Source organism: Streptomyces sp. TSRI0107 (assembly GCF_001905845.1).
GTDB lineage: Bacteria > Actinomycetota > Actinomycetes > Streptomycetales > Streptomycetaceae > Streptomyces.
Genome location: NZ_LIVZ01000011.1, coordinates 90,657 through 116,278, shown reverse-complemented (window position 1 = coordinate 116,278; position 25,622 = coordinate 90,657). Strand labels below are relative to the sequence as shown.

The 25,622-nt window shown below is 73.4% G+C and carries 23 protein-coding genes; 10 read left to right on the top strand and 13 right to left on the bottom strand.

The window, feature by feature from the left end:
* Positions 1 to 124: 124 nt before the first annotated feature.
* A complete protein-coding gene (locus tag AMK31_RS28130; protein WP_073943477.1) occupies positions 125 to 1,006 on the bottom strand; it encodes an esterase/lipase family protein in 882 nt (293 codons plus the stop codon).
* Between the two features lie 13 nt (positions 1,007 to 1,019).
* Positions 1,020 to 1,526, bottom strand: coding sequence for an SRPBCC family protein (locus AMK31_RS28125; RefSeq protein ID WP_073943476.1), 507 nt, complete (start codon positions 1,524 to 1,526; stop codon positions 1,020 to 1,022).
* A 416-nt stretch (positions 1,527 to 1,942) separates the two neighbouring features.
* Between AMK31_RS28125 and AMK31_RS28120 the strand changes: the two genes are divergently transcribed.
* From AMK31_RS28120 to AMK31_RS28095, 6 genes are all read left to right on the top strand, one after another.
* The gene (locus AMK31_RS28120; protein WP_073943475.1) at positions 1,943 to 2,596 is read left to right on the top strand and encodes a hypothetical protein; all 654 of its coding nucleotides are present in this window, start codon (positions 1,943 to 1,945) and stop codon (positions 2,594 to 2,596) included.
* A 46-nt stretch (positions 2,597 to 2,642) separates the two neighbouring features.
* The gene (locus AMK31_RS28115; protein ID WP_241842739.1) at positions 2,643 to 4,463 is read left to right on the top strand and encodes an NAD(P)/FAD-dependent oxidoreductase; all 1,821 of its coding nucleotides are present in this window, start codon (positions 2,643 to 2,645) and stop codon (positions 4,461 to 4,463) included.
* 218 nt (positions 4,464 to 4,681) lie between these two features.
* Positions 4,682 to 5,131, top strand: a complete 450-nt coding sequence (locus AMK31_RS28110; RefSeq protein ID WP_241842738.1) for an RNA polymerase sigma factor — start codon at positions 4,682 to 4,684, stop codon at positions 5,129 to 5,131.
* Between the two features lie 51 nt (positions 5,132 to 5,182).
* Entirely contained in the window at positions 5,183 to 5,920 is a 738-nt protein-coding gene (locus AMK31_RS28105; protein WP_073943473.1) for a hypothetical protein, read from the top strand.
* 527 nt (positions 5,921 to 6,447) lie between these two features.
* The gene (locus AMK31_RS28100) at positions 6,448 to 7,995 is read left to right on the top strand and encodes an ABC1 kinase family protein (protein ID WP_073943472.1); all 1,548 of its coding nucleotides are present in this window, start codon (positions 6,448 to 6,450) and stop codon (positions 7,993 to 7,995) included.
* A gap of 38 nt (positions 7,996 to 8,033) precedes the next feature.
* Positions 8,034 to 8,924 (top strand): SAM-dependent methyltransferase, encoded by an 891-nt coding sequence (locus AMK31_RS28095; protein ID WP_073943471.1) that lies wholly within the window; start codon positions 8,034 to 8,036, stop codon positions 8,922 to 8,924.
* Positions 8,925 to 8,997: 73 nt separating this feature from the next.
* Here the strand turns inward: AMK31_RS28095 and AMK31_RS28090 are convergent, their stop codons facing one another.
* From AMK31_RS28090 to AMK31_RS28045, 10 genes are all read right to left on the bottom strand, one after another.
* Positions 8,998 to 10,236: a wax ester/triacylglycerol synthase domain-containing protein gene (locus AMK31_RS28090; RefSeq protein ID WP_073943470.1), complete on the bottom strand. Its 1,239-nt coding sequence runs from the start codon at positions 10,234 to 10,236 to the stop codon at positions 8,998 to 9,000.
* 35 nt (positions 10,237 to 10,271) lie between these two features.
* Positions 10,272 to 11,591: an NAD(P)/FAD-dependent oxidoreductase gene (locus AMK31_RS28085; RefSeq protein ID WP_073943469.1), complete on the bottom strand. Its 1,320-nt coding sequence runs from the start codon at positions 11,589 to 11,591 to the stop codon at positions 10,272 to 10,274.
* Entirely contained in the window at positions 11,588 to 12,166 is a 579-nt protein-coding gene (locus AMK31_RS28080; protein WP_073943468.1) for a flavin reductase family protein, read from the bottom strand. Before AMK31_RS28080 ends, AMK31_RS28085 begins: the two co-directional genes overlap by 4 nt.
* Positions 12,135 to 12,656, bottom strand: a complete 522-nt coding sequence (locus AMK31_RS28075) for a type II toxin-antitoxin system RatA family toxin (RefSeq protein ID WP_079186958.1) — start codon at positions 12,654 to 12,656, stop codon at positions 12,135 to 12,137. Before AMK31_RS28075 ends, AMK31_RS28080 begins: the two co-directional genes overlap by 32 nt.
* A gap of 69 nt (positions 12,657 to 12,725) precedes the next feature.
* A complete protein-coding gene (locus AMK31_RS28070; protein ID WP_073943467.1) occupies positions 12,726 to 13,991 on the bottom strand; it encodes an aspartate aminotransferase family protein in 1,266 nt (421 codons plus the stop codon).
* Positions 13,988 to 15,118: an SDR family oxidoreductase gene (locus tag AMK31_RS28065; RefSeq protein WP_073943466.1), complete on the bottom strand. Its 1,131-nt coding sequence runs from the start codon at positions 15,116 to 15,118 to the stop codon at positions 13,988 to 13,990. Before AMK31_RS28065 ends, AMK31_RS28070 begins: the two co-directional genes overlap by 4 nt.
* A 265-nt stretch (positions 15,119 to 15,383) precedes the next feature.
* Entirely contained in the window at positions 15,384 to 16,517 is a 1,134-nt protein-coding gene (locus tag AMK31_RS28060) for an acyl-CoA dehydrogenase family protein (protein WP_073943465.1), read from the bottom strand.
* A 30-nt stretch (positions 16,518 to 16,547) separates the two neighbouring features.
* A complete protein-coding gene (locus tag AMK31_RS28055; protein WP_073943464.1) occupies positions 16,548 to 17,510 on the bottom strand; it encodes a bifunctional lysylphosphatidylglycerol flippase/synthetase MprF in 963 nt (320 codons plus the stop codon).
* Positions 17,494 to 17,988: a hypothetical protein gene (locus tag AMK31_RS28050; protein ID WP_073943463.1), complete on the bottom strand. Its 495-nt coding sequence runs from the start codon at positions 17,986 to 17,988 to the stop codon at positions 17,494 to 17,496. Before AMK31_RS28050 ends, AMK31_RS28055 begins: the two co-directional genes overlap by 17 nt.
* A gap of 28 nt (positions 17,989 to 18,016) precedes the next feature.
* Complete coding sequence (locus tag AMK31_RS28045; protein ID WP_073943462.1) at positions 18,017 to 18,952, bottom strand: DMT family transporter; 936 nt, start codon at positions 18,950 to 18,952, stop codon at positions 18,017 to 18,019.
* Between the two features lie 122 nt (positions 18,953 to 19,074).
* Between AMK31_RS28045 and pdxR the strand changes: the two genes are divergently transcribed.
* The 3 genes from pdxR (at position 19,075) to AMK31_RS28030 (ending at position 23,868) form a co-directional block, all read left to right on the top strand.
* Complete coding sequence (gene pdxR, locus AMK31_RS28040; protein WP_073943665.1) at positions 19,075 to 20,571, top strand: MocR-like pyridoxine biosynthesis transcription factor PdxR; 1,497 nt, start codon at positions 19,075 to 19,077, stop codon at positions 20,569 to 20,571.
* Positions 20,572 to 20,691: 120 nt separating this feature from the next.
* Positions 20,692 to 22,266 carry an alkaline phosphatase D family protein gene (locus AMK31_RS28035; protein WP_073943461.1) on the top strand — a complete coding sequence of 525 codons (1,575 nt, stop codon included), beginning with the start codon at positions 20,692 to 20,694 and terminating at the stop codon, positions 22,264 to 22,266.
* A 201-nt stretch (positions 22,267 to 22,467) separates the two neighbouring features.
* On the top strand, positions 22,468 to 23,868 hold the full coding sequence (locus AMK31_RS28030; protein WP_073943460.1) for a GNAT family N-acetyltransferase: 1,401 nt from the start codon (positions 22,468 to 22,470) through the stop codon (positions 23,866 to 23,868).
* 51 nt (positions 23,869 to 23,919) lie between these two features.
* Here the strand turns inward: AMK31_RS28030 and AMK31_RS28025 are convergent, their stop codons facing one another.
* Positions 23,920 to 25,065 (bottom strand): trans-sulfuration enzyme family protein, encoded by a 1,146-nt coding sequence (locus AMK31_RS28025; protein ID WP_073943664.1) that lies wholly within the window; start codon positions 25,063 to 25,065, stop codon positions 23,920 to 23,922.
* Between the two features lie 60 nt (positions 25,066 to 25,125).
* Between AMK31_RS28025 and AMK31_RS28020 the strand changes: the two genes are divergently transcribed.
* Positions 25,126 to 25,617, top strand: a complete 492-nt coding sequence (locus AMK31_RS28020) for an Lrp/AsnC family transcriptional regulator (RefSeq protein ID WP_073943459.1) — start codon at positions 25,126 to 25,128, stop codon at positions 25,615 to 25,617.
* The last annotated feature ends 5 nt before the right edge of the window (positions 25,618 to 25,622 follow it).

Genomic DNA, 25,622 nt, shown 5'->3' with positions numbered 1-25,622 from the left:
AGCTCTCGGCTCCGCTCGAGCAGGGGGGACCCCCATCGCATCGGCTCCCTCCTCCGCCTTGCGATGCACGGCACCAGACGCCGCTCCCTGATCCGGCCTGATCGACGAGACACCCCCTAGGGGTTCAGTCCGCCAGTGCCGTCAGCATCAGGTTCAGCACGGTGGGGTTGTACGGCATGCTCGCGTGCGGGGTGCGGTCCTCGGGGTCGAAGTCCTGGAGGACCAGGTTCCGCACGTAGTGCCCCGGTGTCTCCTTCAGGGCGCACGACTCGTACGGGGTGACGACGTCGTCGTACCGGGTGGCGATGACGGTGTAGCGGACGCTTTCGCTGGTCTCGCCGAGTTCGCCGAGTTCGCGGATGAACTCGCTGTCGGACTGGAGCTGCGGCCAGGCCGGCACGGTCAGGTGGACGGGGCCCTGCTCGACCAGTTCCCTGGCGCCGGGGATCTGGCGGGCCAGCCGCATCAGGCCCTGCGCGGTGACGCCGCGGGTGCCGGGCGCGATGCCGACGAGGTGGTGCACCTTCGGGGCGCCGCCCAGGGCCTGGATGTAGTAGCGGGGCATCATCCCGCCCTGCGAGAAGCCGACCATGTCCACCTGTGCGGCGCCGGTGCGCCGCAGCACCTCGTCGACGAACTCGCTGAGCTGCTGGGCGGACTGCCTGATGTCGCCGAGTCCGAACAGCACGGGGTTGAGGTGCTGTCCGTAGTCGGGGCGGAAGATCCGGTAGCCGTGCTGCCGCAGCAGCGGGGCGGCCTGGGTCCAGGTGTAGCCGCGGTTGCCGAAGGTGCCGTGCACGAGCACTACCGGACGCGGATGCTCCGGCAGCAGCGGCAGGTCCCAGTCGTCCAGTCCGGCCTGCACGTCGACCGCGGCGATGATCCCGGCGGTGCCGGCCTGGCCCAGGGCGGACAGCCGGTCGGGCGTCGCGGCGATGTCCGTGAAGACGTTCTCGGAGTTCAGGCCGGGGATCTTGGGCAGCTCGGGGTTGGGGAACATGCTCATGGCGGTTCTCCTTTCAGACGGCCGGCCGGGGTACCAGCCGGGCGCTCGCGGTGCGCAGCAGTCGTACGTACGGCCCCCAGCGCACGGGACGCGCCACCCGCCCGGTCAGGGCGTGCTCGGCGCGGTCGAGGCTTCCTCGGAACGCGGCGTCGTGCAGCGGGCGGAAGAACAGCAGCCAGCCCAGCCAGCGCACTCCGCGCGGGCGCAGCACGAGGGTGTTGCGCAGCACGGTGCGGTGGTCGTCGAGGCGTTCGACGCTGAACTCGTGGAAGCCTTCGAAGCCCTTCGGACCCGTGAAGCGGAAGCGCACCCACTGCCCCGGAACGTAGTGGCTCACCACGTACCGCACGGGGCCGTGTCCGCCGGAGACACCGACGGCGAGCGGCCCTTCGAACCGCACGGGCGGCCACTCCGGCGGCCACAGCCGGTCCTTCTCGCCGCCGAGGGAGTCGATCAGCGCGCCGACGGCCTCGGGCGGGGCGGGGAGCGGGCGTTCGTGGACGTTCAGGACAGTGAGCATGACTTCGTGCCTCGATGGTGCGGGGTCGGGGAGCGCGTGTGGCGCTGTCCCGAGGCTGCCAGCCTCCCTGGCGCCGGGGCACTCCCCCGATCGAAGCCTCTCGGGGCACTCGGATGTGCGCGGGACGGGTGGCGTGCCGCACGTGCTCCGTGCCTTCGCGACAACGCGCGTGCGGGAAAGCGGAGTCGGTCGCGTATCGGCGGCCCGGTGGCCGCCAACGGCCGGTAATACTCCCTCTTCTGTGGTCCGCCTAGGTGAATTCCCCTGGTTGCAGGGCGAGTTTGCGACCTGTTCGTAGACGAAGACCGGCCAAGGTGCGAACCGGCCGCGGGACACGGGAGGGGAAGCGGAATCCGGAGCGTAAAGAGAGATGAGACAGGCGCAACCAGCACGCCGCATATGCGAGGGGGTGGGGTATGTCCACGTGGCTGCCCGACGCGGATGGGTCCGGGCCCGGTCAGGGCGACCGGTGCGACGATCCGGCCGGGCCGCTGCCGGACGCCTGGCGTCCGCTGATGGCCGAGCCGGGCCTGGCGGAGCTGTGGGGGGACCCGCTGGCGGACGCGACGCTGCGGGAGCTGCCCCGGCTGGTGCCGCCGCGCGGCGCGCTGCACTCGCTGCGGACGTTCCTGCTGGCCGACGCGTGGGCCCGGGCCCGCGGGACCGGCTACGACCGGGCCGGGCTGCTGGCCGCCGCGGCGTTCCACGACACCGGGCTGACCGACGGCGCGCCCCGGGTGCGGGGCGGGTTCCCGTGCCGTTCGGCGGCCTCGCTGGACCGGTTCCTCGCCGGGCACGGGGTGGCCGAGGCGCGGCGTGCGGCGCTGACCCGCGCGGTGCGCGAGCACATGCGGCCCTTCCCGGCCCGGGACGCCGGTGCCGAGGCGCGGCTGCTGCACTTCGGTGCCTGGCTGGATGTCACCGGGCGCGGCTTCCGCCGGCTGCCCGGCGAGCGGGGCCGGCTGGCCGCACTGGCGCCGACCCCCTGGTTCGCCGTCTCGTTCTCCGCCCGGGTGGCCGTCTGCGGGCTGCGCCGGGTCCTGCCGGACTCCTCGGCCGTCGCGGGCTGAACTCCGGCTCGGCCACTCGCTCCTCCGTCGCGAAAGGACCGTAGACATGACCGTAGACACGACCGCCGGCATGACCGACGACAGGCAGGACGACCAGCGTGTGTTCGACGTCGCCATCATCGGGGGCGGCATCGGCGGGACCATGCTCGGGGCGATCCTCGCGCGCCACGGCGTGCGGGTGCTGCTGCTGGAGGGCAGCGGTCATCCCCGGTTCGCCATCGGGGAGTCCACCGTTCCGGAGACCACGTTCGGCCTGCGGGTACTGGCCCGCCGCTACGACGTCCCGGAGATCGAGCACCTGGCGACCAACGGGGCGCTGCGCCGCCATGTGTCGTCGAACTGCGGGGTGAAGCGGAACTTCGGCTTCGTCTACCATCGGGAGGGCGAGCCGACCCGGGCGAAGGAGTGCACCCAGTACCCGACGTGGGGGCCGCCGCTCGGTCCCGACTCGCACTACTTCCGGCAGGACGTGGACGCGTACATGTTCCACGTGGCCGTCTCCTACGGCGCGACCGCGTACACCCACACCCTCGTCGACGACGTGAAGTTCGAGGAGGACGGGGCGACCGTCGTCACCCGGGAGAAGGGCACCTTCCAGGCGTCGTACGTGGTGGACGCCGGCGGGATGCGGGCGCTCCTGCCCGAGCGGCTGGGGCTGCGGCAGGAGCCGCCGTACCGCACTCGGTCGCGCACGATCTTCACGCACATGGTGAACGTGCGCCCCTTCGACACCGTCGCGCCCCCGCGCGAGGAACACAAGATGCCGAGCCCGTTCAGCCAGGGCACGCTGCACCACCTCTTCGAGGGCGGCTGGTTCTGGGTCATCCCCTTCGACAACCACGCGAACGGCACCAGCGAGCTGTGCAGTGTCGGCGTCAACCTGGACCTGGAGCGGTACCCGCGGCCCGACGGGATGTCCGCGGAGGAGGAGTTCTGGAGCCACGTCCGGCGATTCCCCAGTGTGGCCCGGCAGTTCGAGCACGCGCGGTCGGTACGGCCGTACGTCTCCACCGACCGGACCCAGTTCTCCTCGCAGACGGTGGTCGGCGACCGGTGGTGCCTGCTGCCGCACGCCAGCGACTTCATCGATCCGCTGTTCTCCAGCGGCCTCGCGGTGACCGTCATGTCGCTCAACGCGCTCGGCCACCGGCTGATCGACGCGGTGCGGCAGGACGACTTCGCCACCGAGCGGTTCACGTACCTGGAGACGTGGATCAAGCGGATGTTCCGGTTCTACGACGACCTGGTGTCGTGCAGCTACATCTCCTTCGACGACTTCGAGCTGTGGAACGCCTGGAACCGGGTGTGGACCATCACCACGCTGTACGGGACGAACGCGCAGAACCAGGTCGCGGTGAAGTTCGAGAAGACGCATGACCGGGCGGTGTTCGACGCCTTGGAGCAGCCTCCCTACCGGGGCCTGCAGGGGATCGACAACCCGTGGGTCGAGCGGCTCTTCAACCAGTCGCGGGACGCCGTACTCGCCTACCGCGACGGTCAGTTGACGAAGGATGAGACCGTCGCGCGGATCTTCGAGCTGCTCCGCGAGAGCGAGCTGTGCCCGGACGTGTGGGGCACCCTCGACCCCGAGGACCGCTGCCCGGCGGGCGTGTTCACGCTCTGGCCGCTGATGCGGATCCTGCTGTGGGGCAAGTTCCGCTCCCCACGGCACGTGCGGGGCGCCTACTTCACCGGCGGGGCCCGGATGATCGGCCGGGAGGCGGTCGAGGCCGGCGCCACGGACCTGCGGCGCGGCACGTCGCTCGTGCAGCAGACGGTGCGGGACATGTGGGTCAACTGGAACCGGGACTGGACCCGGCGGCCGGCTCCGCGCACGGTGGAGCCCGAAGGGCGGCAAAGCAAATGAAAAATCATTCCTGCTGATTCGGAAACGCACCGTTCCGGTTTGCCGCCCCGGAGCCTCGGGTAGGAAAACCATACGGCCGAGAGAAAATGGAATCCGGCTGCCATTCCCCCTGCCTGATCGAGAGACAACGGGCTGCAATTCCCATGGTGCTACATTCCACCTGCCAATCGCCCGCAGCTTGCTCCTGGGAAGACATCTTCCAGCATCAGGACCGCCTCATGCGGCTGGTTCGACGCAGACTTCCGAGTTATCAGGACGCCGAGGACTGCGTTCAGGAAACGATGGCCCGGGCCGCGGCGCACACCGCCCTGGACCGTAATCGCCTGGGCCCCTTCCTGACCTCCGTGGCCCTCCGCCTCTGCATCGACTTCTACCGTGACATGGAGCGACGCAGGCGTCTGCTGCAACGTACGGCCTTTCTGGACGATCCCGGCACGACCGAGGAAGACGTCTGCGACGAGGATTTCGGCCGGTGGTTACTGACCCAGGTCCACCAGCTTCGCGGCCGCGAACAGGAAGTGATACTCGCCCGCGCGGCGGGAATTTCGACCGCTGAATTCGCGCGGATGAACAACATCTCCGTAAAAGCCGCCGAATCCGCATTCACCCGAGGTCGGGCGCGCTTGAAAATGGCCTGCGTAAAGGCCTTGGACGATCGCGTCGGATAGGACGGCAGCGCCTGCTGCCGCATCGCACAGACAGCGAAAGGAAATCCTTCCATGGGCAGCAACAAGAACATCCAGGACATCATGAAGGACTTCGTCGGATCGGTGACCGACGCCTGGAAAGACATGATCGACGACCTCATCAACAGGCCGGACAGTTCCACGTCGACCGCGGCCTTCAACCCGGCCCAGGCTCTGGCCGGCCTGCCCGTGAACGCGCTGGGCACACTCTCCCAGGCCCTCAACCCGGCCGCCGCCGCCCAACTCCTGGGCGGCGTGGGCAATCCGCTCGCCGCCCTGGGCGCGCTCGGCGGGGGCGGTGCCGCCGCCAACCCGCTGGCCGTGCTCAACGCGCTCACCGGCGGAGCCGCCGCCGCCAACCCGCTCGCCGCCCTCCAGATGCTGGGCGGCGCGGCGGGCGGGCTCGGCGGACTCGGCCAACTGGCGGGCGGCGTGGGCCAGCTGGCCGGCGGCGTCGGACACGCGGCGGGCGGCATGGGCAACGTGCTCAACACGGCCGCCGCGCTGCCGGGTCAGCTCGGCCAACTGGCCGGTCTCCCGGCCCAGCTCGCCCACGCCGTCCCCGGCGTCGGCCAGGCGGCCTCCGGGATCGCGGGAGCCGTCCCCGGCGTCGGCCAGGCGGTCTCGGGGCTCGCGGGGGCCGTCCCCGGCGTCGGTCAGGCGATGTCCGGGATCGCGAGCGCCGTCCCCGGCGTCGGCGGGCTGCTCGGCGGCGGGGCCCCCGGCGGGGGCGGACCGGCCGAGCGGGGCGCGGAACCCCACAAGCCCTGACCGCACTTGGCCGGTCGTCCCGCTCTGAGCGGCCCCGGCGCCTGCCGCTCCGAGCGCACCCGATCCGGCACGCTCTGAGCACACCCGGCACCCACCGCTCCGAGCACGCCGGGCGCCCGCCGCTCCAAGCCCACCCCATCCGCCCCGCTCCGAGCGCTTCCGGCGCCCGCCGCTCGGAGCCCACCCCCACCCGTCACGCTCTGAGCACACCCGGCACCCACCGCTCGGAGCACACCCGATCCGTTCCGCTCCGAGCACGCCGGGGGACCGCCCCTCCTAGCCCACCCCATCCGCCCCGCTCCGAGCGCGTCCGGCGCCCGCCGCTCGGAGCACACCCCCACCCGTCACGCCTCTGAGCACACCCGGCACCTGCCGCTCCGAGCCCACCCATCCAGCACGCTCTGAGCGCAGCCGGCGCCGGCCGCTCCGAGCGCTCGCCCGATCCGTCCCGCTCCCCGGTCGCGGCCGCCGCCGGCGCCGACGGCGGTGGACCGCGGTTTCCGACCGACCGTAAAGGATCCCTCGCGATGGCGTCTGTCGTAGGTGACCGCCTGCGTCTCGTGGTCAAGGTGCTGGGCAGTCTCGTCGCCGACGAGGTCGGTCAGGCCACCCGGTTGCGCAGGAGCACGAAGCGGGACGACTGGTCTCCGGCGGAGGCGGCCGACGCCTCCGCCGGGGCCGAACAGCGCCGCGCCAAGGCGGTGCGGCACGCGCTCGAAAGCCTCGGCCCCTTCTATGTGAAGCTCGGCCAGATGCTCTCGACCCGGCCCGACATGGTGCCCCAGTCGATCCGGGACGAGCTGCAGAACCTGCACGACGAGGTCGACGTCCAGCCGTTCTCGGCGTTCGAGCCGGTGCTGGCCCGCGATCTCGGACCCGACTGGAAACTGCGCTTCGACGACATCGAGACCGTCGCCCCGCTCGGCGCGGCCTCGCTGGCCCAGGTGTACCGGGTGACCCTGCCCGGCGGGCGCCCGGCCGTGGTCAAGATCCAGCGGCCCGGCATCCGCGAGGGCGTGCTCGCCGACATGGCCCTGATGCGCCGGGCGTCGAAGATCGTGGCGAAGGTCGCGCCCCGGTTCAACGAGGTCATCGACATCGAGGCGATGCTGGGCTCGGTCTTCGACGCGATGGAGCCGGAGCTGGACTTCACCGGCGAGGCCCGCAACATGGACGAGGCCCGGGAGAACATCCGGTCCTTCCGCAGCCTCCAGGTGCCGCGGGTGCTGCACGCCAGCCCCCGGGTGCTGGTCCAGTCGATGGCGGCCGGCACCTCGGTGCGGCATCTGGACCGGCACCACTTCACCGACGACGAGCGCATGGAGATCGGCCGGGATCTGCTGCGCTTCATGTACCACGGTTACTTCGTCCACCGCATGTTCCACGCCGACCCGCACGCGGGCAACGTCTTCGCGGTCCCCGGCGGTCCCGCCACCCTCATCGACTGGGGCATGGTGGGCCGCCTGGACCGGCGTACCAGTCTCCAGCTGCTGCCGCTGTTCATGACGTTGGCGCAGAACGACGGTCCGGGGCTCGCGCACCACTGGGCGGAGATGGGCCGGCTGACGCCGTGGGCCAACATGCCCGCGTTCGCCGCCGACATGGCGGCGTTCGTGCCGAAGGTGTCCCATCTGTCGCTGGAGGACATGAACTTCGGCGTGTCCCTCACCACCGTGCTGGCGAAGGCGACCAAGCGGGGCATCGGCTCCCCGCCGGCCGTCTCGCTGCTCGGCAAGTCGTTCGCCAACCTGGACGGCTCGGTGCGCTGCCTCGCCCCGGAGATCACCCTGCCCGAGGTCTTCCAGGGCGAGGTGCCGAAGATCCTCCTCGCCCTCGGCCGCGAGTACCTGGGCCGCAACCAGTTCGCCCGCAACTCCATGGAGCTGCTGCTCGCCGCGGTCACCAGCCCCGAACAGATGCGGGGGGTACTGGCCGATCTCGCCAACCGCCGCTTCGCCCTGCATGTGCACGAGCCCCGCACCCCCGCCGCGATGGGCGGACAGCGCCCCACCCGCCCGTCCGGCGGTCTGCTGGCCCTGGGCGCGCTGGCCTATCTGCTGGGCCGCCGCCGCTGACCCCCGCCGTCCCGGATCAACGCGCTACGGAGGTTTCCATGCCGGACACCGCTCCACCCGACTCCCCCGCCGCCCCGGCGCACGGCGTCTCACCCGCCGCCCCGGCGCACGGCATCTCGCCCGTCGCCCTGTGGACGGCCGCCGCGCACGCCGCCGAGCAGGGCCGGCCCGCGCCCTACGTCCGCGATCCCTGGGCCGCCGACTTCCTGCACACCGCCGGGTTCCGGGGCGGTCCGCCCGGGGACGGCCCGCTGCAGCGGCTGCTGCCGGACTGGGCGGTGGTGCGCTCCCGGTTCTTCGACGAGCAGCTGCTGGACGCCGCCCGGTCGGGCTGCCGCCAGGTGGTGCTCCTGGGCGCCGGGCTCGACACCCGCGCCTACCGGCTGGACTGGCCGACGGGGGTGCGGGTCTTCGAGGTCGAGGAGCCCGCCGTACTCCGGTTCAAGGACCGGGTGCTGGACGGCTCGCGGCCCGCCTGCGGCCGCCGTACCCCGGTCGCCGCGGACCCGGCCGGAGCCGGCCTGCGGGATGCCCTGCTCGCCGCGGGCCTCGACCCCCGGCGGCCCACCGCCTGGCTCGCCGAGACGCTGCTGTACCACCTCCAGCCGGCGGCCGTGCTGGCGCTCGTCGGCACGATGACGGAGCTGTCGGCGCCCGGCAGCTTCCTCGCCGCGGAGTGCGTGAGCGCGCGGGAGGCGGCGTCGGCCTTCGTGGCGCCCTTCCTGGACGCCCTGTCGGCCACCGGCATCCACTGGCACTGGCAGCTCGCCGAACCGGAGGAGTGGTGGGCGGGGCAGGGCTGGGACGCACACGTCGCGGACCTGTTCACCCTGCCGTACGTGATCGAGCGGCTCTCCCCCTATCTGCCGCTGCTCACCGAGGCGGCCGCCAAGTGCGTGTTCCTGACGACCGGGACGCTGCGCGGCTGACCGCGCGGCCCACGCACGCGTGGAGCCCCGGACCGCACGGTCCGGGGCTTCGGCACTCGGGCGGATGCCCGTGTCACCCCCGCTCCAGCTCCAGCAGCACGTCGAGCCACAGGTCGGGGAGTTCGTCGGCGGTGGCCAGCGCCTCGTCGTGGACGACGGTCAGACAGGTGGTCCCCTGCTGGCTGGTCAGCGTGATCAGGCAGCGGATGCCGGAGGCCAGCCCCGAGAAGACGACGGCGCGGCGCGAGGCGGTGCCCTGGTGGACGAGCGGGTCGCCGAAGTTGACGCTGCTCACCGGTCCGGCGACCGTCGCCCCGTTGACCAGCCGGGTGCCGACCCGGGCGCCCAGCTCGCGCGGGCCCGCGGCCAGCAGCAGCCGGAAGGCGTCGCGCTGCCGGCCGTCGCGCAGCCGCGCGGTGCGGTCCATGACCCGCGCGAGGGCGCGCTGGGGTGACGGCTCGTCACAGGGCAGCAGCACGCGCGCGACGACCATGTGGTTGCCGGGGGCGCACTCCTGTCCGGCGCCGCGCAGCGACATCGGCACCGCGACCGGCAGCGGCGGGTGGACGTCGCCGGTGGCCTTCAGATGCCAGCGGTGGACGGCGTGGGCGTACGACGCGAGGAAGATGTCGTTGACCGTCCCGCCGTACGTCCGGCCGAGCGCCCGCAGCCGGGCCAGCGGGACCTCCGCGTGGCACACGCCCAGCCGTCCGCTGAGCGGCCCGTCGAACGCGGGTTTGGGCGTCGGGCGCAGGGAGGCCGCCACGTCGCCGAGGGCGCCGGTGAAGCCGCGCGGGGCCGGCCAGGCGGGGCGGTGCGGTGGCGGGCCGCCGACGGGGTGGTCGTCGAGCAGGGCGCGGGCGGTGTGCGCGGCGCCGACGCCGTCCTGGATGGTGTGGTCGTTGCGGTAGCAGAGGTGGTAGCGCCCCTCGGGGCCGTGGATCAGCCACACGTCCCACGGCGGCCGGTCCCCGTCGGTCAGCGGCCGGTTCGCCATCAGCCGCCCGGCGCCGGTGCCGTCGTCGTCCGCGGGCAGCCGGGCCTCGTGCACATGCTGGTCCACCGCCATCCGGTCGACCCGCCGGAACACCTTGCGGTCGCGGACGATCCCGTAGCGCAGCACCGGGATGCGGTGGGCCCGTTCGGCCACGCGCGCGCGGACCGCCTCCAGGGACGGCGCGCGGCCCGTGAAGTCGAACAGGAAGGCGGCCGTCAGCGGTCTGCCGCCCATGACCCGGTGGTAGGCGGCGTCCGCGGCGCCCATGGCGACGGTGTCGGGCAGCCCGTCGGAGCCGAGGTGGGGTAGCAGCATGGATTCTCCCTGTGACGTGTGACGAGAGGCCGGGCTCAGCAGGCGCGCCGGGTGACCCGGCCGAGCGTGTCCAGGTAGGCCCGCAGCAGCGGGCGAGCGGGTCCGCGGACGGGCAGCGGCGGGGCGGCCGAGCGGTGCCAGGGCAGCGGGTCGTCCTGGTGGCCGAGCAGGGCGCCGGCCACATGGGCGCCGTGGGCCACGGACAGCGCGAGGCCGTGCCCGCAGCAGCCTCCGATGTACCAGACGTCGGGGAGGCCGCGGACCGGGCCGACCACGGGCAGGCCGTCGCCGGTCATGCCGACGCGGCCGGACCAGCGGTGGGTGACCGGCACGTCGGACAGCTCCGGGTGCAGGCGGCGCAGCCACCGGCCCAGCCAGTCCCAGGCCCGCCCGCGCAGGGCCTGGAGCCGGGGCGCGGGGAGTCCGGCGGGGAGGGTGACGGTGCCGCCGCCCGCGACGAGGCTGCGGTCCGGGAGCAGCCGGAAATACGGCCCCATCGGCAGCGCGTCCACCACGGCCCGCCCCTCGGGCCCGCCCAGCGCCCGGTAGGCCGCGAGGCTCAGCGGCGCGGTGGCGACGGCGTACACCTCCAGCGGCAGCACCGTGCCGACCGGCAGGTCCAGGTCCCGGGCGGCGGAGTTGACGGCGAGGACCGCCTGCCCGGCGTAGAGCCGGCCGTGCGGGAAGACCAGTTCCGGGCCGATGAGGTCGCCGGGCCGTACCGCGCGCAGCGGGCTGTCGCCGTAGAACCGGACGCCCTTGGCGGCGCAGGCGCGGGCCAGGGCGCAGGTCAGCGCGGCGGGGTCGAGGGTGGCGGCGGTGCGGTACAGCAGGCCCCCGGTGTACGTCACCCCGACCCGATCGCGGATGTCCGTCTCGGACAGCACCGGTACGTCCAGGCCGAGCGCGCGGTAGGCGCGGGCCTGCCGGGCGAGGGAGGACAGGCCGGCGGGGGCGCGGGTCGCCATGATCTGCTCGCCGCGCCGCAGTCCGACGGACGTGTCCAGCCGCCCGCACAGGTCGAGCACCGTGTCCACCGCCCGTACGCTCGCCAGGTGCATACGGCGGGCCTCACGCGGCCCGAACCGCCGGACCGCGCGGTCGACGGCCGGGCCGGCCCGCGGCCCGAGCAGGCCGGTGCCGCGGCCGCTGGCCCCGGCGGCGGGGTACCCGGCGTCGACGACGGCGATGTCGAGGCCGGGCACGTTTTCCGCTAGGTGGTAGGCGCAGGACAGGCCGGCGAGTCCGGCGCCGACCACGGCGATGTCCGCGGTGACCACGCCGTGCAGCTGGGGCTGCGGCGGCAGCTCCGCCGGCTCCCAGGCGGGGCTGCCGGCCGCCGGCTGGGTCCTCATCCCGTGCCGTCCGGGACGAGTTCGGTGAGGGAGCGGAACCGGCGGTCGTGCCACAGCAGGGGCCGCCCGCCGCCCACGTGCACGGCCGCGAGCTGGCCGACGACCAGCTGGTGGTCGCCGTACCGGCGGACGTCGGTGAGCAGGCACACCGACCAGGCGAGCGCGCCGGCGAGCACGGGGACGCCGAGGACCTGCCGGGTGCCGGTGCCCGCGAACCGCTGGCCGGCGGTGGTGGTGGGCCCGGCGAACCGGGTGGCCAGCTCGTGCTGGTCCTCGCGCAGCAGGTGGACCGCGAACGCCCCGTGGGCGCGGATCGCGGCCAGGGTGCGGGAGCCGTCGCGCAGGCAGGCGAGCAGCAGCGGCGGGCGGGCCGACAGGGAGGTGACGGCGGAGACGGTCATGCCGAGCGGGCCGTCCGCGCCGCGTGCGGTCACCACGCTGACCCCGGCGGCCAGCTTGGCGTACAGGCCCAGGCAGCGGGCGATGTCGGGGCCGGGCTCCGCGGACAGCGGGTCCGGGGCGGGCGTGTCCGTGCCGGGCCGGTCAGCCGCGAGCGGGGGCGACGGCGCGTTCATCGGTCACCTCCGTGCCGCGCGTACCGGATCCGTGCAGGGGCACCGGAGGGGCGTCGACGACCTTGGCGTCGACCAGGCCGGCCAGGATCTGGGCGATGTTGGTGCGCAGGGTGGACTCGGCGACCGGGTCGAGGATGTCGGCGAGGGTGGGGATGCCGAGGTCGAAGGCGGCGGTGAAGGTGACGAGGGTGCCCTCGTCGTGCGGGGCGCAGCGCCAGCTGCCCTCGAAGGTCTGGAAGTCGCCGCTGAGCTGTTCGAAGGTGAGCGAGTCGGTCGCGGGCGACAGGGTGTCGCGTTCCCGCCAGCGCATCAGGCCACCGCGGAACAGCACGGTCCAGTCGGACACCACCGAGCCGTCGGGCAGGGTCTCGACCTGCACGTCCTGGACGGTCCCGGTGAGTTCGGGATATCTGCGGAAGTCGCTGATGCGCTGGTAGACGGCGTGGGGGGTCATGCCCTGGGCGAGCGCGTGCAGGACTACGTGGCGCATGGTCGGTTCGGTTCCTTCCGTCTTGTGGCCAACGGTTCCGGGCGGTCGGGGGTCACCCGGCGATGCGGGTCACCCGGCCATCCGGGCCGTCACGGTGTTCAGCGCCTCGGCGAAGGTGGTGAGGAACCTCTCCAGCACGGCGTCGTCGACGACGGCGGGCGGGGTCAGGCGCAGCACCCGGGTGGAGTTCAGGGAGTGGTTGACGAGCACGTCGCGGGCGATGAGCTCCAGCAGCAGCTCGCCGACGGCCTGTTCGGCGGTGAACTCGACGCCGATCAGCAGCCCCCGGCCGCGCACCTCGTGGACGAGGCCGCCCGGGTGGGGCGCGCAGACGGCCCGGACTCCGGCGAGGATGCGCGGTCCGAGGGCGGCGGCCCGTGCCACGGTGTCCTCGCGCTCCATCGTCTCGACGGTGGCGAGGGCGGCGGCACAGGCGATCGGGGAGGCTCCGAAGGTGGAGGTGTGCAGGTAGGGGTCGCTGCTGAAGGGGGCGTACGCCTCCTTGGTGGCGGCGATCGCGGCGATCGGTACGACGCCGCCGCTGAGCCCCTTGCCGATGAGCATGATGTCGGGGCGCACGCCCTCCGCGTCCACGCCCCACCAGGTGCCCAGCCGGCCCATGCCGGTCTGGATCTCGTCGACGACGAGGAGGGCGCCGTACTCCCGGCACAGCGCGGCGACCCGGCCGAGGTAGCCCGGTTCCGGGATGCGCACCCCGGCCTCGCCCTGCACCGGCTCCAGGATGACGCAGGCCCGGTCCCGGCGGTCCGCGAGGACGCGTTCGAGGTCGTCCGCGTCGCCGTACTCGACCTGCGCGACGTCCGGGACGAGCGGCTCGAACGGGGCCTGGTAGAGCGGGTTGGCGGTGACGCTGAGGGCGCCGAGGGTCTTGCCGTGGAAGCCCTTGCGGGTGGTGACGACGGCGTTGCGGCCCTGGGCGCGGGCCAGCTTCAGGGCGGCTTCGGTGGCCTCGGCGCCGGAGTTGACGAAGTGGACGTAGTCCATGCCCTGCGGGGTGTGCCGGGCCACCGCCTGGGCGGCGCGCGCGGCGACCGGTTCCAGGAAGACGCGGCTGGCCAGCGGGTGGGTGTCGAGCTGCCGGTGCACCGCCTCGACGACGGCCGGGTGGCGGTGGCCGAGCAGGAAGACGCCGTAGCCGCCGAAGTCCAGGAAGCGGCGGCCGTCGTCGGTGTGGATCCAGGGGCCCTCGGAGAAGACCTCGGCCATGCCGCCCATGACCCGGCCCATGACGGCGCGGCCGGTGCCGATGTGGCGCTGGTAGAGGTCGACGACGCCGGTGCCGGGGTCGGTGGGCAGGGGCGGGGACATGGTCATGACGCGGCCTCCGTGGGCATCGTGGTGATCGGCCGGCTGCGGAGCCGGTTCAGCGTGCCGGCCTGGCCCTCGGCCCAGCTCTCCAGGTTGCGGACGAGGGCCGCGCGGATGTCGTCGTGGCTCGGCCGGACGCCGCAGTGCGGCTCGCCGAGGGAGGAGTCGAAGGGCAGCTCGCTCTGGAAGACCAGCAGCAGTTCGGCGTAGTAGCGCAGGCGCCGGCGCATCGAGCCGGGCAGGGCGGTGCCCTCCAGCATCGGCAGCAGCAGCCGGTGCACCGCCTCGACCGGGATCAGCCGGGGCCGGTCCGGTTCGGGCAGGCCGTGGCGCACGGCGAACTCGGCGCAGACGTCGGCGACCTCCCGCAGCAGGATGGCCTCCTTGCCGGCGGTGAGCCAGTACTCGCCGTTGCCGACGCCGCCGCGGACCAGGTCGCCGATGGCCTGGGTGACGTAGTCCTGCGGGACCATGTCGACGCGGGCGTCGGGGGCGCCGGGCAGCACGGGGACCTGGCCCAGCACCATGGAGCCGATCGCCTTGGTGAGGCCCTGCTCGTCGGCGATCCGTCCGGTGGCGGAGTCGCCCATCACCACGGAGGGCCGGACGAGGGCGCCGGGCAGGTCGGCGTCGCGCCACAGCTGCTCCGCCGCGGCCTTGGAGACCAGGTAGGCGGCGGCGCCCGGGAAGCGCTCCTCGTCCTCCGTGGTCGGGGTGTTCACCACGAACGCGGTGCTCACCAGGTACATCGGGGCGTCCGCGCGGGCGGCGAGGTCGAGCATGGTCTCGGTGCCGAGGGTGTTGGTGCGCACGATGTCCTCGGGCCGGGTGCGCCAGTTGGTCTCGGCGGCGGAGTGCAGCACCACGTCCACCTCCAGGGCGAGCTGGTGCCACTCCAGGTCGCTCAGCCCGAGGCGCGGCGCGAGCAGGTCGCCCTTCAGCTCGCGCACCCTGGGGTCCCGCAGCGGCCGGTTGCGGCGCAGGCAGAGCAGGTCGAAGTCGGGGTGCAGCTCGTCGATGAGGGCCCGGCCGAGGACGCCGGAGCCGCCGGTGAGCAGCACGGTGGGCCGGTCGCGCGGGGCGGGCGCGGGCGTCGGCGCCAGGACGGTCGATCGCAGGGTGTTGCGTGACATGGGTGGTTCCCCCAACGGGTGTCGACTGCCGTACGCGGTGGGCGCCCAGGGCAGGGACGTACGGCGATGACGGTGACGCGGACACGGACGTACGGCGGTGTCGGTGCCCCGGGCCCGGACGTACGGCGGTGTCGGTGCCGCGGGCCCGGACGTACGGCCGTGGAGAAGGCCGGCAGGCGCCGGTGTTCCGGCGGCGGTCGGCGGCGTGCGGCGTGCGGCGTGCGGCGTGCGGCGTGCGGCGTGCGGCGTGCGGCGTGCGGCGAGGTCAGGCGATCATGAGCGGCTGGTCGGCCAGGTACGCGGCGAGCGGGCCGGTCATCCGGGAGCGGGACGGCGGGTGCAGGGCGAGGCCGTTGGCGCAGGCGGCGAGGTGGCCGACCTCGTCGGACGTCATGAAGTTCAGCCCGCCGAGCAGTTCCACCGCGCGGGGCACGATCCGGGCGAGGGCGTCCTGGACGCCGTAGCGCACGTACAGCGACTGGGCGAGGGTGGACTCGTCGAGGTCGCCGTCGTCGACCCGGCGGGCGACGCCCTCCGCGGTGGCCATCGCGGCCTCGGTCTCCACGTGCAGCCGGACCCGCTCGTGCTCGGGGATGCGGTCGTTGAGCAGCACCCGCTCCACCAGGGCGCTCGCCGCGCCGAGGTAGCTGCCGGTCATCAGCACCTGGAACCAGATCAGCCCGGCGGTCTGGAGTTCGTCCAGCTGCTGTCCGGTGGGCGTCGCGGTGCGCAGCAGCAGCTCCGGTGGGACGAGGACGTCGGTGAGGGTGACCTGTTCGCTCTCCGCGCCGGCCAGGAAGGTGCTGGACCAGAAGCCGCTGACGCTGAGTCCCTCGCTCTCGGCGGGCACCAGCGCCACCGCCAGTTCCTCGCCCTGGCCGTCCTCGCGGGGCACCAGGACGCTGGCGGTGAGCAGGTCCATGGAGCGGGCGAGGCTGCACGGGCGCTTGACGCCGTTGACGCGTACCCCGTCCTCGGTGACCGTGGCCGTCATCGACGGTTCCAGGATGCCCGCGCCGCTGCGGCCCTCGGCGAAGCCGGAGGCGATGATGCGGTTGGCGGCGGCCACGCCCTCGATGAGCATCCACTCCAGTCCGTCGCCGAGGGCGCCGAGGCCGACCAGGGTGGCCATCGAGAAGTGGTGCATGGTCGTCGCCACGGCGAGGGACGGCGAGCGGCTGCCGATGGCCCGCTGCACCCGCAGCGCGTCCAGCGCGCCGGCCCCGCGGCCCTGATGGGACTCGGGCACCAGCAGGCCGGGGCCCCCGCAGTCCCGGAAGAGGCGGATGCCGGGGCTGCCCGGCCGCTCCAGCTCCATCAGCGGGATCTCCCGCAGGGCGGGGTCCAGGTCGGGCAGCAGCTTGGCCAGCGTGGCGCGTTCACGCTCGAGGAATCTCATGGGCGTCCAGTCCTCCAGGAGTCGGGTCGGTCAGACGGAGTTGGTGGCGCGCAGCAGCTGCCAGACGGCACCGAGGCGCGGCCTGCCCTTGAAGGCGATGTACTCGGGGAGGACCGCGTGGGGGGCCCATTTCTCCTTGTATTCGAGCTGGGAGGCGGCGGGGTAGATCGCCTGGCCGTGGGTGGCGAGCAGCCGGGCGAACCGGGCGAAGGACCGGCTGGCGCCGGGCACTTCGTGTTCCTCGGCGAGCGAGGTGAACGGGGTGAAGCCGAAGTGCAGCCACTGCGCGCCCTCGCCGGTGAGGCGCTCGATGACGGTGGCGTTGAGCGCCTCCATGACACCCGGCGGCGCGTCGGGGCGGCGCCGGCTGAGGTCGTGCAGCCAGCCGGGGCGGCTGCCGTAGACCGGCGAGTAGTTGATGTAGCAGACGATCTCGCCCTCGATCCGCCCGACGAAGAGCCGGCGGTGGGACTGCAGCGGTCCGGTGCGCTGTCCGACGAGGAACCTCAGTTCCTTGACGTGCCGGCCCTTGTCCCGCAGCCAGTCCTGGTCGAGCCGGTCCAGCGCGGCGCAGTCGGCGCCGGGTTCCGCCTCGGTGATCTCCAGGCCGGCCCGCCGGGCCCGCGAGATCTTGTTGCGCAGCCGTACGAACCGGGAGCCGCGCAGGGTGAACCGGGCGAGGTCGATGGCGTACGAGGCGCCGAGCTGGTTCACGGTGAAGCCGTGCCGCGCGTACAACTCGGCGTCCTCGCGCTGGAGCTGTACGGCGACCAGGCGCCGCCCGGCGTGCTCGGCGAAGGCGTCGAGCAGCTGCTCGCGGTGGTCCGGCGCGGCGAACGGGCCGCCGAACTGGAGGGTGTAGCGGCCCGACCGGCGATAGGCGCAGGCGCCGGCGAACCGGTCGTCCCGGAAGAATTGGTTGCCGCTGTTGAGTGCGAGAAACGAGCTGGGGTTGTCGCTGTATTCGGCGAGTGTGTCAAGCGCCGACTGCATGTGCGCCCTCCCTCGGCGTCCGGGAACCGCCCGCGGCCGTGGCCTCGTACTGCTTCTGGAACTCCCGGTAGGCCGGATCGGTCTCCGGCTCGAAGGCGACACCGAAGGGCTTCAGCGAGTTCCCGAACAGCGCCCGGTCGCCCATGAGGTGGATGGGCAGCGCGAGCAGGGCCCACTCCGGTTCCACGAACCAGGCCCACGCTCCGGCCAGTACGAGGGCCGTGACGAGGCTGTGCATCACGTTGTAGGCCACGTAGTAGCCGCGCGCGACGCGCCGTTCGGGACTGCGCCGGAACGCGATCGCCCCAGGGACGTATCCGATGAGGTCGATCACCACGAAGAAGGCCGCGAACACGCCCCAGCGGATGTCGGAGAGGTGCTGGTAGGCGAGTACGAGTGAAATGACCAGAAAGGCCAGCCATTCGAGTCGGGAGAACGCGAAGGTGGTCTTGGTCTCGAACCGGTTCTTGGCATCCACGGTCGGCCTGCCCCCTCACTGTGGTCTGTCACTCCTGATTACGCGCGAGCGGGCGCGACCCCTCGTAAACAGGAAGCGACTGCCGCCGCGAGGCCCGCTTCAGTGCTCCGGAGCCCAGGGCGACTCCGGCGCCGACCAGGGCACTGCCGACGGCCTGGGCGGGGCCGTAGGAGCCGGTCCCGACGAGCGGGGCGGTGCAGGCGGCGGCAACGGGGATCAGCCCGGAGAAGAGGGTGGCGCGTTCGGCGCCGATCCGCTGCATGCCGATGTACCAGCAGACGAAGCCGACGACGGTGACGATCGCCGCCTGCCACAGCAGGGCCAGGGTCTCGGTGGTGTCGGGCCGGCGCAGCCAGGCGGTGCCGTCGAGGAGCAGGCCGGCCGCCGCGGACTCCAGGGCGGCGACGCCGCACACGGTGGCGGACAGCAGCCGCGGGCCGAGCGGGCGCAGCACGGGTACGGCGAGGACCGCGAAGCCGACCTCACCGGCGAGCGCGCACACCGACCAGGCGAGACCGGCGCCGTCGGTGCGGCCCCAGCCCTGGACGGCGAAGGCGCCGACGGCGACGAGTGAGGCGCCGTACAGCACGGTGCGCCGGGGGCGCCGGCCCTCCAGCATGGGGACGAGGACGGCCACCACGACGGGCGCGCAGCCGACGAAGACGCCGGGCACTGCGGGTTCGGCGGTGCGCTCGGCGGCCAGGATCGCCAGGTTGAAGCCGACCATGCCCACGGCGGCGAGCAGCGCCAGCCGCGTCCACTGCCGGGCGTTGAGAGCGCGCAGCCGGGCGGCGGCGCCGGGTCCGGCCAGGGGTACGAGCAGCAGGCAGGCGAGGGCGTAGCGCAGGAACTGACCGCCCGCGTACGGGTAGTCGCCGAGGACGCTGTTGGCGGTGAAGGATCCTCCGACGAGGACGCAGGCGAGCGCGGCGAGCAGGGAGCCGCGGGTGGTGGTGGCGTTCATGGGACTGACGCTAGGAACGGCGGCGGCCCGGATTAAGGTCCACTTCCATGACGGTGTCCCGGACCAATTCGACTTTCCCGCAAGGCACGGACGACACGGACGGCACGGACGGCACGAGCGGCATGGACAGCACGGGAGGCACGGGCGGCACGGACGGCACGGACGACGGGGACGGCAAGGCCGGCTCGGTCGCCTGGGAGGTGCTGCTCCCGGCCGCGTCGGCGCCGGCCCGGTCGCGCGGCAGGGCGTTGCAGGCGGCGCTGAGGGAGGCGGTGCGGGCGGGGCGGCTGGTGCCGGGGACCCGGCTGCCGTCGAGCCGGGACCTCGCCGCCGACCTCGGGGTGTCGCGCGGGCTGGTCACGGAGGCGTACGAGCAGCTGACGGCGGAGGGCTATCTGCGCAGCGGACGCGGGGCGGGCACCTGGGTGGGGGACGCCGTACGGGCCGCCCGTCCCCGTGTGCACGACCGCGCCCCGCGCTCGCCCGGCGCGCGCGCCGACTTCGTGCCCGGCACCCCGGACCTGTCGCTGTTCCCGCGCGCGGCGTGGGCGGCGGCGCAGCGGCACGTGCTGGCGGAGCTGCCGCACCACGGGCTCGGCTATCCCGACCCGCGCGGCCTGCCCCGGTTGCGGACCGCGCTGGCCGAACTGCTGGCCCGCCGCCGGGGCGTGGTCGCGGACCCGGAGCGGATCGTGGTCGTCTCGGGGGTGACGCAGGCGACCGCCCTGCTCGGTTTCGCGCTGCACGCGCGCGGGATACGCGAGGTCGGTGTCGAGGACCCGGGCAGCCCGCAGCACGACGACGTGTACGCCTCGGCCGGGGTGACCACGGTGCCGCTCCCCCTGGACGCCGACGGCCTCGCCCTCGGCCCGCTGCGGGCGTCGGGTGTGCGGGCGGTCGTGACGACCCCGGCCCACCAGTACCCCACCGGCATCGCGTACTCCGCACGGCGCCGCGCCGGACTCCTCGACTGGGCGAGGGAGGTGGACGGGATCGTCCTGGAGGACGACTACGACGGCGACTTCCGCTACGACCGCGCCCCCGTCGGCGCCCTCCAGGGCCTGGACCCCGAACGGGTCGCCTACACCGGCTCGGTGAGCAAGGCCCTGGCGCCCGGGCTGCGGCTGGGCTGGCTGCTGGTCCCCGAGTGGCTGGCGGAGGAGGTCGTCACCCGCAAGCGGACCATGGACCTCGGCCATCCCACCGTCGACCAGGCGCTGTTCGCCCGCTTCCTGGAGCACGGCGACTACGACCGTCAGCTGCGCCGCTGCCAGCGCGCCTACCGGGAGCGGCGCGACGCGCTCGTCACCGCTCTGGCCGAGCACTTCCCCGGCGCCGAGGTGTCCGGCATCGCGGCGGGCCTGCACGTCATCGCCACTCTCCCGGCCCGCTACGGCCCCCAGGCGGGCTTCCTCGCGCGGATGGCCGCGGCCGGTGTGGCGGTACGTCCGCTGTCGGACTGCACGCACACGCCCGCCGGCGGGGAGGAGGAGCAGGCGGTGCGGCTGGTGCTGGGCTACGCGCATCTGCCGCCGGGACGGATCAGGGAGGGCGTCCGGTCGATGGCGGAGGCGGCGGCCGCGGGAGACCACGCTCGCCCCGCCCCGTCGTCGATGTGACCGGCACGGCGGTTCCCGCCGCGTACGGTCAGTTGTTCACTTGTGGTTTCCGTGTGCGCTGCGACGCACCAGTAGTTGTGGCTTCACACACCGGCCGGATTCCGTCCTGGAGGCCCCTTCATGTCACACCGCCCGCTCCCCGACCGCCGTACCGTGCTGCGCGGCTCGCTCGCCGCGTCCGCGGCCCTGACCCTGCCCGTCGGCCTCGGCGCGGCCCCCGCCCTCGCCCTGTCGGGGCGCCCGCGGGCGGGCTGGGGCGTGCAGACGGGCGACGTGACGACGGACTCCGGGCTGGTGTGGGTGCGCTCCGACCGGCCCGCCCGGATGATCGTGGAGACGTCCGCGACCGAGTCGTTCCGCAATCCGCGCCGGTGGCACGGCCCGCTGCTGGGCGCGGACAGCGACTTCACCGGCACCACCCGGCTGCGCGGGCTGCCCCCGGGCGAGCAGATCCACTACCGGGTGCTGCTCGCCGACCCGGACGACCCGCGCCGCACCGGCGAGCCGGTCACCGGCACCTTCCGCACCGCGTCCGTGCGGCGGCGTGACGGTGTGCGGTTCGTCTGGTCCGGCGACCTCGCCGGGCAGGGCTGGGGCATCAACCCGGAGATCGGCGGCTACCGCATCTACGACGCGATGGCCGCCCTGGACCCGGACTTCTTCATCTGCTCCGGCGACAACGTCTACGCCGACGGCCCGATCACCGGGTCCGTGACCCTGCCCGACGGGCGGATCTGGCGGAACGTCACCACCGAGGAGAAGTCCAAGGTGGCCGAGACGCTGGCCGAGTTCCGCGGTAACTTCCGCTACAACCTGCTCGACGAGAACCTGCGCGCGTTCAACGCCCGGGTGCCCTCCGTCATCCAGTGGGACGACCACGAGGTCACCAACAACTGGTACCCGGGCGAGATCCTGGCCGACAGCCGGTACACGGAGAAGAACGTCGACGTGCTCGCCGCCCGCGCCCGGCAGGCGTTCTCCGAGTACTTCCCGATCTCGACGCTGCGCCGCCCCGACGGCCGGGTCTACCGGGTGCAGCACCACGGTCCGCTGCTGGACGTCTTCGTGCTGGACATGCGCACCCACCGCAACGCGAACTCGGCCGGCGACCAGACCCGCGACCCGCAGGGCATCCTCGGCCGTGAGCAGCTGGAGTGGCTGAAGAAGGAGCTGTCGCGGTCCCGCGCGGTGTGGAAGGTGATCGCCTCCGACATGCCGCTCGGCCTGGTCGTGCCGGACACCGGGGACGGCAAGCCGAACATCGAGGCCGTCGCCCAGGGCGACCCGGGCGCTCCGCTCGGCCGTGAGCTGCAGATCGCGGAGCTGCTGCGGTTCGTCAAGCACCGGCGGATCACCGGCACGGTCTGGCTGACGGCCGACGTGCACTACACCTCGGCCCAGCACTACCAGCCGTCGCGGGCCGCGTTCACCGACTTCGAGCCGTTCTGGGAGTTCGTCTCTGGTCCGCTCAACGCCGGGGCGTTCCCCGCGAACACGCTGGACGGCACGTTCGGCCCGGAGCGGGTGTTCCTCAAGGCGCCGGCCCGGGCGAACGTCTCGCCCGCCGAGGGCTACCAGTTCTTCGGCGAGGTCGACATCGACGGCGACACCGCGGAACTGACGGTCCGGCTGCGCGAGCAGGACGGCACCGTGCTGTTCACGAAGGTGCTCCAGCCGGGGCTGGTCGGGCAGTAGATCCCGTACCCTCGTTGCCGTGTCGCGCACCGCCGTCATCCCGCGGTGCGCGGCACGACAGCTGCGAGGCCGAACATGCACCGGCCACATTGAACGGTCAATTGAACCGTAAATGGGGCAGAAGGCCACTTTACCCATCAGTCACACACCGTTTGTGATCACGCAACACCGTTCCTTCACAGTGGGTGCATGAAGCGGAAAATGACTGATGTGACGCGCGCGAAGCACGGGCGTCCCGTCCACCACTGGCGACGGGACGTCGTCGAACTCGCCGCGCTCTTCACCGCCGTAGCGGTGGCCGACGCCGTGGCCAACCTGATCGGGCACGGGCCGGACGGCCCCGCACTGCTGGTGATCTCCGCGATCGCGCTGCTCGCGACCGCGGCCTTCCACACCTGGTGGGCACGCCGCCACGGCCACGCCCCGCCGGTCTCCGATACCGGCGCCCGGCCGAGCTCCACCGAGCGGCAGGCCGGGCCGTCCGAGACGGCGGAGCGGAACCCGGAGGCCGCCTCCGGGGGAAGCGTGCTGTGGCGGCTGCGGACGACGGTACGGGACGAGCCGGGATCGCTGGCGGCGCTGTGCACCGCCCTCGCCGGCCACCAGGTCGACATCCTCAGCCTGCAGACGCACCCGCTGGGCCACGGCACGGTGGACGAGTTCCTGCTGCGCGCCCCCGGGACCCTCACGGCCGGTGAGCTGACCCGGGTGGTGTCGCTGGCCGGCGGCACCGGCACCTGGATCGAGCGGGCCGACGCCCACGACCTGGTGGACGCCCCGACCCGGATCCTCGGCCTCGCCACCCGCACCGCCCTCGACGCCGCCGAACTCCCCCTCGCACTCAGGCAGTTGCTCGGCCGTTGCACCATCCGCCAGCTGCCCGCCGCCCCGGCCGGCCGCTCGGGCGGCGGTGACGCCGTACCGGCGGAGGGCGTCCTGGAGGACACCGTGATGCGGCTGCGGGCCCCGGAGGGCGGGGTGATCACCGTCGAGCGGCCGTATCTGCCGTTCACTCCGACGGAGTTCGCGCGGGCCCGGGCCCTGGTGGAGCTGGACACCCGGCTCGGTCCCCGCGTCCCGCGCAGCGAGGACGTGCTGACCCTGCCGGAGGGCAACTCCATCACCGTGCACCGGGCGGACACCAGCGACCTGGAGGCGGCGAAGGAGATGCACGAGCGCTGCTCGAAGCGCACCCTCGCCCTGCGCTACCACGGCCCGGTCGCCGACGCGGACCGCTATCTCAACCACCTGCTCTCCCCGCGCTTCGGCCGCACGCTCGCCGTGCGGACCGCCTCGGGGCGGATCGTCGGCCTCGGTCATCTGCTGTGGGACGGCGACGAGACCGAGGTCGCCCTGCTCGTCGAGGACACCTGGCAGCGGCGCGGCATCGGCGCCGAGCTGCTGCGGCGGCTGGTGGCGATGGCCGCCGAGGCGGGCTGCGAGAGCGTGTACGCCGTCACCCAGGCCTCGAACACCGGCATGGTCGCCGCGATGCGCGGGCTGGGCCTGCCCCTCGACTACCAGATCGAGGAGGGCACCCTGGTGATCACCGCCCGGCTGGCGGCGGCCCCGGTGGCCGGCCGGCTGCCCGTCCGCGACTGACCCGCGACTCCCCCGATGAACGGCCCGGCGCCGCCGGGCCGTTCGCGTGTCTCATCCCAGGGCGCGGTCCAGGTCGGCCCACAGGTCGTCGACGTCCTCCAGGCCCACCGACAGCCGCAGCAGGCGGTCGCTGACGCCGGCGCCCCGGCGGTCGTCGGCGGCCACGATGCGATGGCTGATGGACGCCGGGTGCTGGATGAGGGTGTCCACGCTGCCGAGGCTGACGGCCGGGGTGACCAGCCGGACACCGCCGATCACCGCGTGCGGGTCGCCGTACACCTCGAAGGCGATCATCGCGCCGCCGATGCGCGGGTAGTGCACCCGGGCGACCCGCGGATCGGCGGCGAGCCGGCGGGCCAGTTCGGCGGCGTTCTCCGACGCGGCCCGCACCCGCACCGGCAGGGTGGCGAGGCCGCGCAGCAGCAGATAGCCGGCCAGCGGGTGCAGGACACCGCCGGTGGCGAACCTGACCTGCCGCAGCCGCCCCGCGAACTCCTCGTCGCAGGCGACCACTCCGGCCAGCACGTCGCCGTGGCCGCCGAGGTACTTGGTGGCGCTGTGCAGCACCAGCCGCGCCCCGTGTTCGACGGGGCGTTGCAGCACGGGGGTGGCGAAGGTGTTGTCCGCGAGCAGCGGCACCGAGCCGCAGGCGTGGGCGACCGCCGCCAGGTCCAGCTCGGCGAGGGTCGGGTTGGCCGGGGACTCGACGACGACCAGCCCGGTGTCCGGGCGCAGCGCGGCCGCGATCCCCGCCGGGTCGGTCCAGGTGACCTCGGAGCCGAGCAGCCCGGCGGTGAGCAGATGGTCGCTGCAGCCGTACAGCGGGCGCACGGCGACGACGTGGCGCAGTCCGAGGGAGGCCCGGACGAGGAGGACCGCGGTGAGGGCGGCCATGCCGCTGGCGAAGGCGACGGCGGCCTCGGTGCCCTCCAGCCGGGCGAGGGCGGTCTCGAAACGGGCGACGGTCGGGTTGCCGAGGCGGGCGTAGACGGGCGGGCCGTCCGGTTCGGCGCCGGTGGTGGCGAAGGCGTCGATACGGGCGGCCTCGCCCCGGCTGTCGGCGGAGGGGTAGGTGGTCGACAGGTCGATCGGCGGGACGTGCAGGCCCTGCTCGGCGAGGTCGTCGCGGCCGGCGTGCACGGCCTCGGTGGCCAGTGCTCTGGGACGGGTGGGTATCTGTGTGGGCGCTGACTCCATGGCGGAGAGGGTGAACACCGGCCGGGGTCGGATGCGGAAACCCCGTGTTACGTTCGGCCAGTGGCCGAATCTGTCGTACTGGATCCGGTGGACCTCCATCTGCTGCGGCTGTTGCAGAACGACGCCCGGACGACGTACCGGGACCTCGCCGCGCAGGTCGGGGTGGCACCGTCCACCTGCCTGGACCGGGTGACCCGGTTGCGCCGTGCCGGCGTGATCCTCGGGCATCAGCTGCGGCTGGATCCCGCCAAGCTGGGGCGTGGCCTGGAAGCGCTGCTGTCCGTGCAGGTCAGGCCGCACCGGCGGGAACTGGTCGGCCCGTTCGTGGAGCGGATCCGGGCGCTGCCGGAGTCCCGGACCGTCTTCCACCTCACCGGGCCGGACGACTACCTCGTCCACGTCGCGGTCGCCGACATGGCCGACCTGCAGCGCCTGGTCCTGGACGAGTTCACCGCCCGCCGCGAGGTGGCCCGCGTCGAGACGCGGCTGATCTTCCAGCAGTGGGACTGCGGTCCCCTGCTGCCTCCTTCGCCCTCGGCGCAATACGGGTGACGGCC

Excerpts from the sequence above, each read along its gene's own strand:
- AMK31_RS28130 (WP_073943477.1), bottom strand. The coding sequence starts at position 1,006 with ATGAGCATGTTCCCCAACCCCGAGCTGCCCAAGATCCCCGGCCTGAAC.
- AMK31_RS28105 (WP_073943473.1), top strand. The coding sequence starts at position 5,183 with ATGGGCAGCAACAAGAACATCCAGGACATCATGAAGGACTTCGTCGGA.
- AMK31_RS28060 (WP_073943465.1), bottom strand. The coding sequence starts at position 16,517 with ATGAGATTCCTCGAGCGTGAACGCGCCACGCTGGCCAAGCTGCTGCCC.
- pdxR (WP_073943665.1), top strand. The coding sequence starts at position 19,075 with ATGGACAGCACGGGAGGCACGGGCGGCACGGACGGCACGGACGACGGG.
- AMK31_RS28090 (WP_073943470.1), bottom strand. The coding sequence starts at position 10,236 with ATGCTGCTACCCCACCTCGGCTCCGACGGGCTGCCCGACACCGTCGCC.
- AMK31_RS28115 (WP_241842739.1), top strand. The coding sequence starts at position 2,643 with ATGACCGTAGACACGACCGCCGGCATGACCGACGACAGGCAGGACGAC.
- AMK31_RS28045 (WP_073943462.1), bottom strand. The coding sequence starts at position 18,952 with ATGAACGCCACCACCACCCGCGGCTCCCTGCTCGCCGCGCTCGCCTGC.
- AMK31_RS28070 (WP_073943467.1), bottom strand. The coding sequence starts at position 13,991 with ATGACCATGTCCCCGCCCCTGCCCACCGACCCCGGCACCGGCGTCGTC.
- AMK31_RS28055 (WP_073943464.1), bottom strand. The coding sequence starts at position 17,510 with ATGCAGTCGGCGCTTGACACACTCGCCGAATACAGCGACAACCCCAGC.
- AMK31_RS28075 (WP_079186958.1), bottom strand. The coding sequence starts at position 12,656 with ATGCGCCACGTAGTCCTGCACGCGCTCGCCCAGGGCATGACCCCCCAC.
- AMK31_RS28035 (WP_073943461.1), top strand. The coding sequence starts at position 20,692 with ATGTCACACCGCCCGCTCCCCGACCGCCGTACCGTGCTGCGCGGCTCG.
- AMK31_RS28110 (WP_241842738.1), top strand. The coding sequence starts at position 4,682 with ATGCGGCTGGTTCGACGCAGACTTCCGAGTTATCAGGACGCCGAGGAC.
- AMK31_RS28120 (WP_073943475.1), top strand. The coding sequence starts at position 1,943 with ATGTCCACGTGGCTGCCCGACGCGGATGGGTCCGGGCCCGGTCAGGGC.
- AMK31_RS28080 (WP_073943468.1), bottom strand. The coding sequence starts at position 12,166 with ATGAACGCGCCGTCGCCCCCGCTCGCGGCTGACCGGCCCGGCACGGAC.
- AMK31_RS28125 (WP_073943476.1), bottom strand. The coding sequence starts at position 1,526 with ATGCTCACTGTCCTGAACGTCCACGAACGCCCGCTCCCCGCCCCGCCC.
- AMK31_RS28065 (WP_073943466.1), bottom strand. The coding sequence starts at position 15,118 with ATGTCACGCAACACCCTGCGATCGACCGTCCTGGCGCCGACGCCCGCG.
- AMK31_RS28095 (WP_073943471.1), top strand. The coding sequence starts at position 8,034 with ATGCCGGACACCGCTCCACCCGACTCCCCCGCCGCCCCGGCGCACGGC.
- AMK31_RS28030 (WP_073943460.1), top strand. The coding sequence starts at position 22,468 with ATGACTGATGTGACGCGCGCGAAGCACGGGCGTCCCGTCCACCACTGG.
- AMK31_RS28025 (WP_073943664.1), bottom strand. The coding sequence starts at position 25,065 with ATGGAGTCAGCGCCCACACAGATACCCACCCGTCCCAGAGCACTGGCC.
- AMK31_RS28100 (WP_073943472.1), top strand. The coding sequence starts at position 6,448 with ATGGCGTCTGTCGTAGGTGACCGCCTGCGTCTCGTGGTCAAGGTGCTG.
- AMK31_RS28085 (WP_073943469.1), bottom strand. The coding sequence starts at position 11,591 with ATGAGGACCCAGCCGGCGGCCGGCAGCCCCGCCTGGGAGCCGGCGGAG.